Here is a 15,296-nt window from a genome sequence, read left to right as displayed (position 1 = left end):
CCCCGGAGCACTCCCTGCTCATCACCGCGGATCACCGGGCCGGACCAGCGGCCCGGACCAGCGGCTTGATCACCGGGCTGGTCACCGGGGCGGGGCCGCCGCCCCGGGGGCCGGCGATAGGCGCCGGGCCTGGTGGTGAACGTGCCGCGGCCCTGGGTGCGGCTGCGCAACCGGGTGGCGTAGCCGAACAGTTCGGCCGGCGGCACGGTGGCGGTGAGCACCGCCGTGCCGCCCCGGGCCGTGGTCGCCGTGACCCGGCCGCGGCGCGCCACCAGATCGCCGGGCACTGCGCCGACGGCGTCCGCGGGCACCGTGACCGTGACCTCGGCGACCGGCTCCAGCAGGACCGGGGCGCAGGCGCGCAGGACCGCGCGCAGCCCGAGCCGGCCGGCCGTGCGGAAGGCCGGCTCGGAGGAGTCCTTCACATGGGTGGCCCCGTCGGTCAGGGTGACCCGGATCGACTCGACGGCCGCGTCCAGGTCGGCGCCCGCGCGGTCCGTCTTGTCGACGAAGGCGATCCGCGGTACGCCGTACCGGTGGGCCTGCCGGCGTCCACACGGGCCGGGATGCCCAGGTTGCGGACGGCGGCGAGGAGGGTGCATCCGAGTTTTCCGGATCCATATCCGGATCGGTGTGGAGCGTGCCGCGCGGGACGAATTCCACAAACTCCCGAACTTGCCTCGGCGGCCCGTTCGGTCCCCTTCTGCCGCGATCTTCCACTATCCTCCGCGATCTTCCGTGATCCACCCTGATCTGCCGGGAATTCGAGTGCGCCGGGGCCCGCAGACCGGCCTCAGGTCAACTCCGTCGGGGCAAGGTCCTGACATTTTCCGGACATTCGCCTGCCAGGATTCGGCAAACCCGCGGTGATCGGCACAGCCTTACCCTGACTGGGATCCCGGCCACCGCGGTTGACCACGGGAAACCCAGGCGACTGGGGTGCCTGGCCGAAAAGCGAGGTCAACACCTGGACGGTACAGGCATGTTGTGTCAGACCGGCTCGGACCGGGTTCGACGCACCGCCGAGTACGCGTTGCCCGGCGTTCGGTGGATTCCCGGAGAACGAATACCGATTTCCGCTGAAGTGCCGCTCATGGTCGAGAAACCGGTACGCGCACACGGAACCAACCCGTCGCCGGGGCCACGCACAGTGGTGCGCACGGATGGCCGGTGGACGCCGTCCCGTTGAACGAACAGTTCTAATCTGTTCGTGAGCAGTCCATGGGTGACACAGAAGCGGACGGATTGGAATCGATTGGACACGCAGAAGACGCGGAAGACGTCGTTCGCCGCGCTCCGCCGGATGACCTTGGTCCCGGCCCCCGTGCTCATCCTGATCGTGGGGACCCTCTTCTCCCGCGTCGGCGACTCGCTCGCCTCTCTGGGCATGGTGCTCGACGCAGCGGACAAGGACATCTCGTGGGGCGTGACGGAGGTGTTCCTCGCCGACCTCGTGCCCACGGTCGTCGCCGCTCCCCTCATCGGGTCCTTGGTGGACCGGCTCAGCGCGCGGTCCGTGTGTCTGTGGGCCCTGGTCGCCCAGGCGCTGACGCTCGGCGCGGCCGCCGTCGTCGACGCCTTCCACCTGCGGGTGGCGCTGATCGCCGTGGCCGGGCTGGCCGGTGTGGCGTCGGTGGCCGCCGGTTTCAAGATCCTGCCCGTGGTGGCCGGGGAGAAGCACACCGGCCGGGCCAACAGCCTGCTCACCGCGGGCCTGTCCGCCGCGGGGCTGCTCGGGCCGGCGCTGGCCGGCTTTCTGCACTCCGCCTGGGGCACCGCGGTATTGCTCGGCGCCGACGCCGTCTCGTTCCTCGTCCTCGCCTGGTGCACCGCGCTGGCCCTTCCCAAGTCCTCCGACGTGACGCTCGAACGGCGGCCCGCCGCGAAGCTCTCGGACGGCTACCAGGCGCTGCGGCGCGCGCCGGTCGTCGGCACGCTGCTGCCCACCCTGGCCGCGGCGATGCTGGCGACCAGCATCGAGGTCGTGGCGGGCGTCTACTACCTGCGCGACGTCGCCGACGGCAACGACACCGTCTTCGGCCTGTTCCTGGCGACCTGGGCGCTGGGCAGCATCCCCGGGGCGCTGCTCGCGGGACGGGCGGGCTGGGCGAACCGGCACACCGCTCTCATCCTGGGCGGGGTGCTCGGCATCTCCCTGGGGCTGTTGTTCGCGGGCGTCGTCCCGGTGGCCGCGGTCATCTTCCCGCTGTTCCTGCTGGGCGGCTTCGGCAACGGCGTGTGCAACGTCGGGCTGCGCAACGCGGTGCACACCCATGTGCCCGCCGAGGTGCACGGCAGTGCCTGGGCCTGCTATCAGGCGTTGTCCCGGTCCTGCATCGGCCTCGGCTATCTGCTGGGCACGCCCAACAGCCTGGTCTCCAGCCGCGGCCAGGTGATCATTTCGGGCGCCATACCCCTGGTCTTCTCGCTGTGGGCGATGTTGATCACCACGCGGCGCAAGCAGCCGGCCCTCGGCGAACTGTCCGGCTGAGAGACCTCGGCGGGCCCGTACGGTTCGGCCGTGCGGGGCGGCCGGTGCCGGACGGGCAACCCCGGACGGCCGCTACCGGCAGGCGCGCAGGAATGGCCGGTACCGGGATGCCGGTACCGAGATGCCGGTGCCTGAGAGGCCGGTACTGACACGCCACGCCCGTAGTGGGACACCCGCGCTGAAGTCCCGTACCGGAGAACCCCGTACCGCGCGGTCCCCCGTCAGGCGGCGGGGCGCACCCGTTCAGGCGTGCGGGACCGTCACCGACGTGGCCACCAGACCCCGTCGTACCGCCCAGCGGCCGTCGAAGCCGGTGAGCCGGCGGCCGTTCACGAGCGGTCCCGGCACGAGGAGTGCCGCGCGGAAGCTTCCCTGCGGACCGCCGCCGGGCTCGGGGCGGATCTCGATGTCCGCCTCACTGAAGTCGAGCCACTGCCGGGTGAGCGGGAACCACGCCTTGTAGACGGACTCCTTGGCGCTGAACAGCAGCCGGTCCCAGTGCACCGCGGGCCGGACCGCGGCCAGTTCGCGCAGTCGGCGGGCCTCCTGCGGGAGGGACACGGATTCCAGGATGCCGTCGGGCAGGGTGGCGTGCGGCTCGGCGTCGATGCCGAGGGAGGCGAGGTCGGTGGCGCGGGCCAGGGCCGCCGCGCAGTAGCCGTCGCAGTGGGTCATGCTGCCGATCAGGCCGTCCGGCCACTGCGGCGCTCCGCGCTCCCCGCTCACGATCGGTTGTGCGGGCACGCCCAGCTTCTCCATGGCCCGCCGGGCGCAGGCACGTACGGCGGAGAACTCACGGCGCCGCTTGGCCACGGCCCGGACCATGAGCGCGGCCTCCTCGGGAAAGAGCGGGGCTTCCTCGATCCCGTCGTCACCGTGCCTGTCCACGGCCACGACCGAGTCCGGGAGCAGCTCCTCGATCACCGGATCCAACCTCCATCGGCAGAATGCGGCGCAGTGTGCCGGGCGTGCCCGGCCGTTTGCGCCACTCACGGGGATAACCCACGGACACCTCTTCGAAGCGCACACCGTCCAGCCAGGTGGTCCGCGGGATGTGCAGATGGCCGTAGACCATCGTCCGCACCTGGAACCTGCGGTGCCAGTCGGCGGTCGCCCGGGTACCGCACCACATGGCGAACTCCGGATACCACAGGACCTCCGTCGGATGCCGGTCCAGCGGCCAGTGGTTGACGAGCACCGTCGGCAGCCCGTCCGGAAGCTCCGCCAGCCGGCGCTCGGTCTCGGCCACCCGCGCCCGGCACCACGCCTCGCGGCTGGGGTAGGGGTCCGGGTGCAGCAGGTACTCGTCGTTGCACACGATGCCCGTGCGGTGCGCGTAGGCGAGCCCCTCCTCCTGCGTGGTGCACCCCGGGGGCAGGAACGAGTAGTCGTACAGCAGGAACAGGGGCGCCACGGCGACCGGGCCGCCCGGCCCCTCCCACACCGGATACGGGTCCTCCGGGCAGGTCACGCCCAGCTCCCGGCACAGCGCCACCAGATGCTCGTACCGCTCCGCTCCGCGCAGCGTGACCTCGTCCTTGGGATGCGTCCACAACTCGTGGTTGCCCGGGACCCACAGCACCCGCCGGAACCGGTCCGCGAGCGTCTGGAGGGCCCAGCGGATGTCGGCCACCGTCTCCGCGACATCGCCCGCCACGATCAGCCAGTCCTCGTCCGAGGTCGGACGCAGGTCCGCCACGATGGCCCGGTTCTCCGGGTATCCCACGTGCAGGTCGCTGATGGCCAGCAACTCACCGGTACTCCCGGCCGACGACTCCACCCGTCACCCCTCCGATCACACGACCGCTCCACAAGACCACGCCGGGCGCCCGCCGGGCAAGAGTGACCCGCGGCCCCGCGGGGTCTGTCTGCCGTTCCCGTCCCGACGGCCGCACGGGGAGCCGTGTCCTGATCCCGACCGTACGGCCCACCTGATCCTGCCCGTGTCCCGAGTCGATCACGCCGTGCTCGCGGGGCGGCCGTAGGTCCACGCCGCCTACAGGGTCCCTTCAGAGGGCGCCGTGGGCGGGGCTGCTGATCACCGGCATCGGCGCGCCGACCGGCACGCCGGTCGCGTCGCGGCACCCGCACGCGCGGCAGGACGGCAGGAGCTGACACATCGACAGTTTTCAGTCGGCCGCCGGCTGCTGTCGGCCCGGATTTCGAATGATGATCGGTTAGGCTGGCCGCACCGCCGCGTGGCGATGCCCGGCCGGAACTCCGGAGGCCGTGGATCGCCCGGCGCCCACCCCAGCACCGTCGTCGGGTCGCCTGACGTGCCCGTCCGGTCGGCGGCATGTGTCGCGAGCGTACGAAGGAGACAGCGATGGCGGACCGTACACCCGACACCGGCGTCCTCGACCAGGACGACCCGTCGGCGGGCCCCTCCAGCGCGCAACGCGATCCGAGCCCGGCATCAACCGCCAAGGACAAGGGGCGACCGTCCGGCGAGCAGACGTCAGGGCCGGAGGAGACCTCGGAGCCGAAACGGACGTCGGAGCCGGAGCAGACTTCGCAACCGGAGCGGACGCCAGGGCCGGAGCAGACGTCAGGGCCGGGGCCCGCCGAGGAGACGGACGGGCCGGGCGAGCCCGAACGAGCGAAGAACGCCACCGACACACCCGCACACCGGGCCGACGACGACGGTGACACCCCCGACGAGAACACCGGGGCGGCCGAGCGGCCGGCGTCAGAACCGGAACCGTCCGAGCAGTCGGACCGGACGGGCGAGCCCGAACGGGCGAAAAGCACCACCGACACCACCGCCACCACCGACGCACCGGCACGCCAGCCGGACAACAGCGACGACGAAACCCCGGTCGACAGCACCGGGGCACCCTCCGACGACGGACCCGGACAGGCCGGACAGGCCGAAGGGGCCGAAAAGCCCGAAGAGGCCGACGGCCTCGAAGAAGTCACCGGCGTGGCACGTGTCGAAGCGCCCGCTCCCCCGTCCACCGAGCAGGACGCTCCGAGCCCGCAGGACACCCAAGGCACACAACCCGCCGTCGGCACACTCGACCCGCTCGACCCGCTCGCCCACCTCACCGACCCGTCGTCGTCACCGTCGCTCCCGGCGCGCACACTCCGCCGCGGCCTCAAGATCTGGGCGCCCCTCGTAGCGCTGCTCGTACTGGTCGTCCTCGTCGTCGTCCAGTTGGTCCGGCCGCTGCCCCGGCCGGTCCTCAGCCTCGACGCGGGGATGTCGTCCTTCACAGTCGACGGCACCGCCTTCGCCGTTCCGTGGCCCGCCAGGGGGCAGGCCGCGGTCATGGTCGAGGGCTCCGGGACGATCGGTACGTTCGGGGAGCAGAAGCCCGTCCCGACGGCGAGCGTCGCCAAGGTCATGACGGCCTACGTGATTCTCCGCGAGCACCCGCTCTCCAGGGACGAGCCGGGCCCTCGTGTCACCGTCGACGCCCAGGCGGTGGAGGAGGGCAAGGCCAAGGACGAGTCACGCATCGAGGGGCTGCGGGTCGGCCAGACGTTCAGCCTCCTGGACATGCTGCGGATGCTGATGATCCCCTCGGGCAACAACGTGGCCCGGTTGCTCGCCCGGTGGGACACGGGTACCCGGGACGAGACGGCGTTCGTCCGGAAGATGAACGAGGCCGCCAGGTCGCTCGGCATGAAGAACACCACGTACACCGATCCCAGCGGGCTGGACGAGGGAACCGTCAGCACCGCCGTCGACCAACTCGTACTCGCCGAGGCGGTCATGAGGTCCGACGCCTTCCGCGCTGTCGTCGCCATGGCGGGCGCCGACATCCCCGGGGTCGGGCGGATCTACAACAACAACGACCGGCTGCTCCTGGCCGGACTGAGCGTCATGGGCATCAAGACCGGGTCCAACACCTCGGCGGGCGGCGCGCTGTCCTGGGCGGCGTACAAGTCCGTGGGCGGCGTGGACCGGCTGATCCTCGGCACGATGCTGGACCAGCACGTCACGGGTGCGGACCCCAACGGCGCGAACAGCCTCGTGTTGGTGCAGGACAACAGCAAGAAGGTCATCACGGCCGTCCGGGAGGCGCTCACCTCCGCGACGGTGGTACGCGAGGGCCAGGTCGTCGGACACGTCGACGACCGTCTCGGTGGCCGTACGGCGGTGGTGGCGACACGGGACCTGGCGGTGGCCGGGGTGCCGGGGCAGCAGCTGACCCTCACGCTCCGGGGGCAGGGCAAGGCTCTCGTCCACGGGGCGCCCGCCGGGACCGTGGTCGGCGAGCTGGCGGTGGACGGCGGCACGGGGGCGCAGCGTGTGCCGGTGGCGCTGCGGTCCGAGCTGCGGGAACCCTCGGTCGGAACGAAGCTGACCCGGACCGGGTGAGCGGCACCGGGAGCAACCCTCGGCCGGACGACCGAGCGCCGACCGCCCGCCACCGACCGTCTGCCGCCTACCGCCTGCCACCGACCGTCTGCCGCCGACGGCAGGACCGGCAACGCGGCGCTCGGCGGCCGGTGGCAGCGGACGTCCGCGCAGGTGCGTGGCTGAACGAGAACGTGTGGACATGTGACCGTACATGGCTGCACATGGCCGTACATGGCCGAAAGTGAACGTGTGGGCGTGTGGCCGTACGTGGACGTGTGACCGTGGGCGGCCGTGCCCGGCCCTGTCGGGCCGGTGCCCCGAAAACTCCTCGCTCGCTCAGTGAGAATCCCGTGGCCGCCCGACGCCGCCCACGAGCATGATCGTCGCGTTCCTGAAGACAGGAGTCGACATCGTGGTCGTGGACAGTCCTGAGCCGAACGCGCGGGCCGGAGCGGCATCACGCCCTTGATACCGATGGTGCACCAGGCAGAACTGATCGGCTGTGACTGGCAGTTGCTGTACGGCGGACGCAGGCGGGCCAATGGCGTTCCGCGAGGAGTTGACGTCCGCGTACGGCGAGCGCGTGCACCTCGTCCCCGAGGACGAGCAGGGGCGGCTGGACCTGAGCGGATGGCTCGCCACCCCGTCGCCGCACACGAAGATCTACTGCTGCGGGCCCTCGGCCCTGCTCGACGCCGTGGAGCGGGCCGCCGCGCACTGGCCGGCGCACAGCCTGCGCACCGAGCGTTTCTCGGCGACGGAGCAGCCGGAGCCGGTGCGCCGGGCCTTCCAGGTCGAGTTGCGCCGGTCGGGCATCACCGTCACCGTGGCTCCCGACCTGTCGGTGCTGCGGGCCCTCCGACAAGCGGGTGTGGACCTGCTGTCCTCCTGCGAGCAGGGCGTCTGCGGGACCTGCCTCACCACGGTGCTGGAGGGGAGACCCGACCACCGGGACTCCCTGCTCTCCCCCGACGAGCGCGCCGCGGACGACTGCATGTACCCGTGCGTCTCGCGCTCCTGCGGGGACCGCCTCGTCCTGGACCTCTGATCCGCGTGCACGGCACGCTCCCCGCACTCGCTGCGCTCCCCCACGCCTTGATCGGAGTCGACATGAGCCAAGCAACCGCAGCCGACGTGACCCTGCCGGTGAGTGACACCGACCCGTTCTCCACCGAGAATCTCCTCCACCCCCGGCCGGAGCTTCAACCCCGCATGACGAAAGCCATACCTGCCGGTCACCTCCGCGTCACTTGATCAGCGGGTCGCGGAAAGTCCCTTTTGCGGCAGAGGACATGTCCGCTCACGAAACTCGCCGGTCGTGCGTCGCGCAAGGAGACGCACCGACTAGGAGGAACACATGTCTCGTCTGAGGATGGCGACCGCCGCAGCCACCGCTGTGGTGCTGTCGGTGGCGGGCAGCAGCCTGGCGAGTGCCGCGACGGCCCACCACGGCGGGAAACCGGCGCTCTCCGCACGCCCCGACACGTACACCGCCCACGCGGGCCGGACCCTGACCGTGCGCGGGAGGGGATTTCTGGGCAACGACAGCGGAAGCCCGGCGACCCTCGTCTCGCACACCAGGACCGCGCACGGTTCGCTGACCGTGCACCAGGACGGCTCGTTCGCCTACACGCCGGACCCCGGCTTCAAGGGCACCGACAGCTTCGACTACTCGGTCAGCGACGCCGTCAAGCTGTACCAGACCGATGTCAAGCCGCTCGCCACGATCGGCGGGGTGAAGGTGACGGGCGGGGCGTTCGGTTCGTCCCTGTACCCGGTGCCCGGCAAGAAGAACGAGTACTACGGGATCACCGACCGCGGCCCCAACGTGGACACCCCGGACGGCAAGAAGGCCCTGCCGTTGCCCGACTTCGACCCGACGATCGCCCGGATCCGGATGACCGGCAGCAAGGCGGAGGTCCTTCAGACCATCCCGCTGCGCGCCGCCGACGGCACCCCGTACAACGGACACGTCAGCACCCAGGCGAGCACCGGCGAATCCCTGGTCGACCTCGACGGCAAGGCGCTGGCGCCGTCGCCGTACGGCTACGACCCCGAGGGCCTGGTCGCCCTGCCCGACGGCACCTTCTGGGTGTCCGACGAGTACGGCCCGTACATCACGCACTTCTCCGCCGCCGGCCAGCAGATCGGACGCCTGTCGCCCTTCGACGGTTCGCTCCCGGCCGAGTTGGCCGACCGGGTGCCGAACAAGGGCATGGAGGGCCTGACCGTCACCCCCGACGGCAGCACGCTCGTCGGCATGATGCAGTCCGCGCTCCAGGTGCCCGACCTGCCCTCCGGTGTGAAGACCAAGAACATCACCGCGCTGCGCATCGTCACGTACAACCTGCGCAGCCACGCCACCCACGAGTACGTCTACCTGCTCGACGACCCGAAGACCAACAGCGGTGCGGTCAGCGAGATCACCGCGCTCAGCGACACGAGCTTCCTGGTCGACGAGCGGGACGGCGCCATGGAGCCCGGCGCGTACAAGAAGCTGTTCAAGATCGACCTGAGCGGGGCGACCGACGTCGGCCCGTCCGCGAAGGTGCCGGGTGCCACGTACGACGCGGCCAAGGGCGGGCTGCTCATCGGTCAGGACCGCCGGACCATCGACGCGTACGTCGGCGACGGCGACACCGCCACGGCCCAGGCCGCCCTGAAGGCGGCCGGTATCACCCCGGTCGCCAAGAGCCCGTACCTGGACCTCGGCGCCCTGGTCACCAGCCTCGACCCGACCGGTGGCTTCTTCGGCCACGACAAGATCGAGGGAGTGGCCACCACCGACGGCGGCCGCACCGTCATCGTCAGCAACGACAGTGACTTCGGCATCGACGGCATCTCCGACGACGCCCCGCCGTACACCCTGCACGCCAAGACCCTGCCCGACGGCCGGCAGGACGACGGCGAGTACCTCGCCGTGGACACCACCAGGCTGCCGGCCGCGACCAGCAGGGCGACGGTCACCATCGAGGTGCGGTGACGGTGTCCCGTACGGGCCGCTGAGCGGGGCGGGCCGCTCCGCACCGCCCGCCGTCGGGCCCGGGAGGGACCCGAGGACGTCGGGCCGCCCGGACAGCGCCACGGGGACGGGGCGCTGCGCCGGCGGCCCCGGCGGCGGCCGCGGGCACCTGCCGCCGCGACGTAGCGTGCGTGCGCTTTCTTGCGCATGGGGCGGTGGCGAAAGTGGGCGCTTGTTCTCCAGCCGTATTCCGGCCAGGATTGAATTCGACTGGGGAGGGACGCGCGAGGCGCCTGAGGCGTATTACTGATCTGTCCTGCAACCAGCTCCGCTCCGGCACTGCCCCGATTTTCATCTGTTCGCCACCGCATTTCGCGGACGCGAATGCGGTGTGCGCCGAAGAAAGGAAATGGGTTGCAGCTCTTACGGAAGAGAGAACTGAGAAAGTCGTCGCTGATCGCGGCGATGGCCGCGCTGGCGGGCTTCGTGGTCACCCCGTCGGCTGCCGCCCAGGGACCCGGCGCCCCGTCCTCGACGGCCGCCCCGATCACCGGCGCCGCCCCCGCGAGGACGGCCGCGTACGTCCCTCTCGTGGAGATCGTGAATCAGTCCACCGGGCTCCGCGCCGACGTCATGTGGGCCTCCACCAGCCCAGGTCAGGGCGTCTTCCTCTGGCCGGACAACACCAGTTGGTCACAGGAGTTCGAGCTGCTCGACAGCGGCAACGGATACTTCCGCATCAAGGCACGCCACTCCGGTCAGTGTCTGATGCTCGGCGGCGGCACCCAGAACGGGACGCCGGTCGTCCAGGACCCGTACTGCGATCCCGGATACTCACCGTCCGAGTGGTACACCCAGCAGATCACTCCGCCGCAGGAACCGTGCATGTGCTTCCCCATCACGTACATGATCATCAGGAATCGCTCGACCGGCCGTTGTCTGGACGCGGCCTCCTCCACCGGTCAGCCCGGCGAGCAGGCGATCCTACAGACATGGAACTGCATCACAACGGGCACGGAATGGAACCGCTGGAACCAGGTGTGGAAATTCACTTATCTCAATTCGCCGCCGATCGGCTGATCCCTCGTCACCTTCGCACACGCCCCGCGGGCGGCCTGCCCGCGGGGCGTTCGGCGTCCGCAGGGGCCGCGTGGTGCCCGCGGGCCGGCACCGGACGCGGGCTCCCGGCGGTGTCGCCGACGGGGCTCCCGGGCGGGTTCCCGGGAGCCCCGTCGGACGGTGCCGGTACGGCCGGCCGTGGGCCGGTCCGCGGTCAGTGCGTGCCGGTCACCTTCATCGTCACGGCCAGCGCCGGGACGGCGTACGGCGAGTCGGTGCCGACGGTCAGCCCGCTGGTGTAGGTGCCGGCCTGGCCGGCCTCGGCCGCGTCCAGGGTGACCGGTACCCGCACCGTGGCGCCCGGGGCGACGGTGACGGAGTGCGGGGCCGACAGCCAGCCGGCCGCGCCCGAGGTGCCGCAGTCGCCGTAGCCCGGCAACTGCTCGACGCCGGTGACCGCGTCGCCGGTGCCGTCCGCGCCGCCGACGACGTACATCCCGCAGGTGCCGCCGCCGCGGTAGACCGGCGCGTCGGCCGCGGGCAGCGCCGACCAGGAGTCGGTGGCCGGGTCGTACTCCACCGCCTGGTTGGTCAGCTGTCCGCCGGTGACGCCGCCGACCAGTTGCAGCCGCCCGCCGGAGGACGCGGCGGCCATCCCCCAGTTCGGGTAGGGCAGATCGGCCCGCGCCGTCCACGTGCCGGTGACCGGGTCGAGGGCGTAGGTCGCCGCCGTGTCCTTGCCGCTGACCGGATCGGTCCCGCCGGCGCAGACGACCCGGCCGTCGATGTCGGCGCAGGACAGCCACGCGTCGGTGACCGGGTAGTCGGCCGCCTTGCTCCAGGCGTCGCCCCGCGGGTCGTAGACGTAGGTCGCCTGCGAGGCCGGGGCACAGTTGCCGCCGCAGCCGGCGACCACGTAGAGCCGACCGCCGAGGACCGCGCTGCCGCCCGCCGTGACGCCCGTGGGCAGCGGCGCCGCCGTGGTCCACGAGTCGTGCTTCGGGTCGTAGCGGTACACGGCCGTCGAGGCGTTGCCGGTGCTGTTCCAGCCGCCGACGACGTAGATGTCGCCGTCGATCGCCTCCACGGCGGGCTTCTCCAGGCCCTCCGGCAGGTTCGCCAGCCGCTGCCAGCCTCCGCCCGCCGGGTCGTGGACGAATGCCTTGAACAGCAGGCTCGCCTTGTCGGTCCCGCCGAAGGTGTACACCTTCCCGTCGAGCGTGACCGTGCCGCCGTCCATCACCGGCGTCGGCAGGGCGTCGGTGGTCGTCCACGCGGTGGTGCCCGCCGTGCTGGTGCCCGCCGCGGCGGTCGCGTCGGCCGTGCCCTTCCCCGCAGTGGTCGGACGGGTCCCGCCGGTGAGCAGCGACCCACGGGTGAAGTCGCCGTCGAGGCGGCGGACCGGTGCGCCGGTGCCCTGTTCGCGTGACTGTCCGGCGTGCGAGTCGGGCGTGTACGAGCCGTCCTGCGGGTTGAGGACGACGTGGACCGGGGCGGTGCCGGTGTTGCGCAGCGTCACGGTCCGGGTCGTCGAGCGGCCCTGCGGCTGGGTGACCCGCAGCGAGCCGCCCGAGACGGCGATCCGGCCTGCGCCCAGGCGCCAGTCCTTCTGGGTGATGCGGTCGCGGGCGACGGCGACCTCGGCGGTCGCGGCGGTGTAGGCGCCGTGGGTGACCCCCAGGGTGGTCCGGCCGGAGCTGTCGGCGGCCGAGGCGGGCGCGAACAGTTCGTAACCGCCGTCGGCCGTCGAGGCCGCCGGGGTGCCGGCCACGCTGACGGTGGCGCCGGTCAGTGCCTTGCCGGTGTTGGCGTCGTCGACGGTGCCGGCGACGAGTCCGCCGGAGACGGGATCGCACGAGCGCTCACCGATGAAGACGTCGTCCACCTTCCAGTAGTACGAGTGGACCGCGTCGTACCGGAACCGGATCTGCACGTCGTTCTTGCCGGCCGCCTGCGGGAGCGCCACGACCTCGGGGCCGGTGGAGATCGTCCGGGCCATGTGCCAGACCGAGGTCCAGGTCTTTCCGCCGTCGACGCTGACCTCGACGTAGGCGTTGGAGTTGTAGCGGGGCGACGTGAAGGAGTTGTCGAAGGAGACGATCGGCGTGGCGTCGCCGCTCAGGTCGAGCACCGGGGAGACCAGGCTGGTCGTCGCGTGGGTGGAGAGGCCCGCGTCGTAGGAGTCGACCTCGGCGAACCGGCCGCTGCCGCCGGTGTCGTTGCCCTGGTGGGCCGGGTCGTCGAAGCGCCAGGTGACCCCGGAGCCGCTGGTGTCGGTGACGGTCCAGCCGTCCTGCGGGGTGGCGCCGCTCCAGCCCTCGAAGCCGGTCGTGGTCCCGTCGTAGCCGTAGCGGTAGCCGAGCGCGGTGCAGGCGCTCGCGTCGGCGGACAGCGACACGTCGTGGTGCACGTCGGCGGTGCCGACGGCGAGGGTGTCGTCCGCCGTCCGGTAGCCCGGCAGGGACGACGAGACGTGCAGCTTGTAGTGCCCGTCGTCCGGCAGGCGGACGGTGTACCGGCCGGTGACCGGGTCCGTGTCGACCGCGCCGCCGGGGTAGCCGTCGACGGTGACGGTCGCGGCGAGCGGCCAGCCGTGGCCCGAGGCGTCGGTGACGGTGCCGGAGACGGCGTGGGTGGGCAGGGCGTGCAGCGTGAAGGACTTCTTCGCCGTGCCGCCCTCCGTGACCTTCAGCGTGGTGCGGGCCGTCGCGTAGCCGAACTGGGCGACGGTCAGGGTGTAGTCACCGGGGGCGGGGGCGAGGGTGAAGCGGCCCGACGCGTCGGTCGTGGCGGTGTAGCCGCGGCCGTCCGCGTCCGTGGCGGTGACCGCGGCACCGGAGACCGGACCGCTCGCCGGGCCCGAGCCGCGCACGGTACCGGTGACCAGGCCGTGCGGGCCCTGACGGAACGCGCCGACGCCGGCGGGCGTGCCGAGTCCGGTCGCACCGTCCCAGCCCTTGCGGGCCTCGCACAGCTGGTTGCCGCAGTGGCCGTCGGAGCCGGCGGTGACGTCGGTGAGGTCACCGGCGTTCGGGTCTGCGTACGGGTAGGTCACCGGGTAGGTGCCGGGCGTCGGGGTGCCCGCGAGGGCGTACATCGCGGCGATGAGCGGCGACGACAGCGACGTGCCGCCGACCTGGGCCCAGCCGCCGAGCCCGGACGAGTCGTAGACGCCGAGGCCGGTGGCCGGGTCGGCGTCGGCGGATATGTCGGCGATGGCACGGTTGGCACAGCCGGTGTCGATGCCCTGCTGGTACGCCGGTTTCGGCTCGGTGGTCGAGCACCCCGAGCCGCCGTCGGCCCAGGCCGCCTCGGTCCAGCCGCGGTCGGTGGTGGCGTCGCGGGTCAGTGTGGTCCCGCCGACGGCGAGGACCTTTCCGTTCGACGCGGGCCAGTTGACGATGTTGCCGTAGTCGCCGCTGGACGCGGTGACCGCGATACCGGGGTGGTCGTAGTAGTGGTCGTAGGCCGCCGGGGCGCTGCCCTCGCCGGGGATGCCGTAGGAGTTGGAGATGGCCACGGGGTGCTGTGCGGCGGCGGTGTTCTCGGCCTGGCCGAGGTCGTCGATGGCGGCCGAGTCCGCCTGGACCAGCAGGATGTGGCACTGCGGGCAGGCGGCGGAGACGGCGTCGAGGTCAAGCGCGGTCTCCATGGACCAGTGGGGGTCCTCGGCCGGGAGGTTGTGGCCGCCGTTCTGGTCGACCTTGGTGAAGCAGCCGTTCGCCGTCGTGCACGCGGGGAGGCCGTAGGTGGTGCGGAAGACGGCGAGGTCGGCCTCGGCGGACGCGTAGCCGCCGGCGTCGACGATGGCGACGGTCTGGCCGGCGCCGCCCTCGGGCAGGTCGTAGGCCGCCCTGATGTCGTTCGGGGTGAGGGCGGTGGCGGGCGGGGTGTCCGCGTCCGCGGCCAGGGCGCCGTGACGGTCCGTCACACCCATGAGGTCGCAGGTGGCGTAGGGCGCGTCACCCTTCTGCTCGGCGGCGGGCAGGGGGATGGCGCAGCCGACGGGTCTGTAGCCCGCCGTGCTGCTCGGGGCTGCACCGGTCGCGCCGGCCGCCGCCTGTGCCGGTGCGACGGCCACCAGGCCGGACGCCGCGGCGCAGGCGACCGCCAGCCCGGCGGCCCACATGCGTAGTCGTGCGTACATCACTCTCCTCGGAAGGGTGCGTCGGCCGGGCCGACTTGAGTGGGGTGCTGGTCAGACCGGCCAGTACTCGACGCCCGCCTTCCGCCGGCTCGTGCGCGGCGGTTCCGCGCCCGTGGCCGGATCGGCAGGGGGTTCCGCACTGTCGTCCGAGTCGTCGGCGTGACCCTTTTGGGGTGTGTCGACGCTGTCGGCCGCCGGTTCCTCGCCGGCCGGTTCGGCGCCATTGCCAGAGGTCATCGCGGCTGCTCCGTTCTGTCCCAGAGCCAGCAGTGAACGCCGCACGACGCGTGGGCGGCAATGCGCAGAACTACCCGGGAAACTCCCGTGG

At 71.9% G+C, this 15,296-nt stretch carries 9 protein-coding genes and 1 pseudogene; 5 read left to right on the top strand and 5 right to left on the bottom strand.

Annotated elements, in window-relative coordinates:
- Positions 1-104 precede the first annotated feature (104 nt).
- Positions 105-467, bottom strand: a pseudogene (fusA, locus tag ACFC09_RS40310) (elongation factor G); the annotation flags it as partial.
- Positions 468-1,255: 788 nt separating this feature from the next.
- Between fusA and ACFC09_RS40305 the strand changes: the two are divergent.
- Complete coding sequence (locus ACFC09_RS40305; protein WP_376537098.1) at positions 1,256-2,491, top strand: MFS transporter; 1,236 nt, start codon at positions 1,256-1,258, stop codon at positions 2,489-2,491.
- Between the two features lie 243 nt (positions 2,492-2,734).
- Here ACFC09_RS40305 and ACFC09_RS40300 read toward each other — a convergent pair whose 3' ends face one another.
- Positions 2,735-3,415 carry a 4'-phosphopantetheinyl transferase gene (locus ACFC09_RS40300; protein ID WP_376537096.1) on the bottom strand — a complete coding sequence of 227 codons (681 nt, stop codon included), beginning with the start codon at positions 3,413-3,415 and terminating at the stop codon, positions 2,735-2,737.
- A complete protein-coding gene (locus ACFC09_RS40295) occupies positions 3,363-4,271 on the bottom strand; it encodes a metallophosphoesterase family protein (protein WP_376537095.1) in 909 nt (302 codons plus the stop codon). Before ACFC09_RS40295 ends, ACFC09_RS40300 begins: the two co-directional genes overlap by 53 nt.
- Before the next feature lie 546 nt (positions 4,272-4,817).
- Between ACFC09_RS40295 and ACFC09_RS40290 the strand changes: the two genes are divergently transcribed.
- From ACFC09_RS40290 to ACFC09_RS40275, 4 genes are all read left to right on the top strand, one after another.
- Positions 4,818-6,818, top strand: a complete 2,001-nt coding sequence (locus ACFC09_RS40290) for a serine hydrolase (RefSeq protein ID WP_376537093.1) — start codon at positions 4,818-4,820, stop codon at positions 6,816-6,818.
- A 523-nt stretch (positions 6,819-7,341) separates the two neighbouring features.
- Positions 7,342-7,848: a flavin reductase family protein gene (locus ACFC09_RS40285; RefSeq protein WP_376537091.1), complete on the top strand. Its 507-nt coding sequence runs from the start codon at positions 7,342-7,344 to the stop codon at positions 7,846-7,848.
- A 309-nt stretch (positions 7,849-8,157) separates the two neighbouring features.
- Entirely contained in the window at positions 8,158-9,783 is a 1,626-nt protein-coding gene (locus tag ACFC09_RS40280) for an esterase-like activity of phytase family protein (protein WP_376537089.1), read from the top strand.
- Between the two features lie 393 nt (positions 9,784-10,176).
- Entirely contained in the window at positions 10,177-10,842 is a 666-nt protein-coding gene (locus tag ACFC09_RS40275) for an RICIN domain-containing protein (RefSeq protein ID WP_376537087.1), read from the top strand.
- 193 nt (positions 10,843-11,035) lie between these two features.
- On the opposite strand, the gene ACFC09_RS40270 is transcribed toward ACFC09_RS40275, so the two are convergent.
- On the bottom strand, positions 11,036-14,968 hold the full coding sequence (locus tag ACFC09_RS40270) for a carboxypeptidase regulatory-like domain-containing protein (protein WP_376537086.1): 3,933 nt from the start codon (positions 14,966-14,968) through the stop codon (positions 11,036-11,038).
- Between the two features lie 51 nt (positions 14,969-15,019).
- Complete coding sequence (locus ACFC09_RS40265; RefSeq protein WP_376537085.1) at positions 15,020-15,205, bottom strand: hypothetical protein; 186 nt, start codon at positions 15,203-15,205, stop codon at positions 15,020-15,022.
- Between the last annotated feature and the right edge of the window lie 91 nt (positions 15,206-15,296).

It is taken from the genome of Streptomyces sp. NPDC056161 (assembly GCF_042268025.1).
Classification (GTDB): Bacteria; Actinomycetota; Actinomycetes; order Streptomycetales; family Streptomycetaceae; genus Streptomyces.
Note: the sequence above shows the minus strand (reverse complement) of the source record. Positions and strands in the feature narration are given on the sequence as shown.

Bases quoted from the DNA above. Each gene is read 5' to 3' on its own strand.
- ACFC09_RS40265 (WP_376537085.1), bottom strand. From the start codon at position 15,205: ATGACCTCTGGCAATGGCGCCGAACCGGCCGGCGAGGAACCGGCGGCC.
- ACFC09_RS40285 (WP_376537091.1), top strand. From the start codon at position 7,342: ATGGCGTTCCGCGAGGAGTTGACGTCCGCGTACGGCGAGCGCGTGCAC.
- ACFC09_RS40270 (WP_376537086.1), bottom strand. From the start codon at position 14,968: ATGTACGCACGACTACGCATGTGGGCCGCCGGGCTGGCGGTCGCCTGC.
- ACFC09_RS40290 (WP_376537093.1), top strand. From the start codon at position 4,818: ATGGCGGACCGTACACCCGACACCGGCGTCCTCGACCAGGACGACCCG.
- ACFC09_RS40280 (WP_376537089.1), top strand. From the start codon at position 8,158: ATGTCTCGTCTGAGGATGGCGACCGCCGCAGCCACCGCTGTGGTGCTG.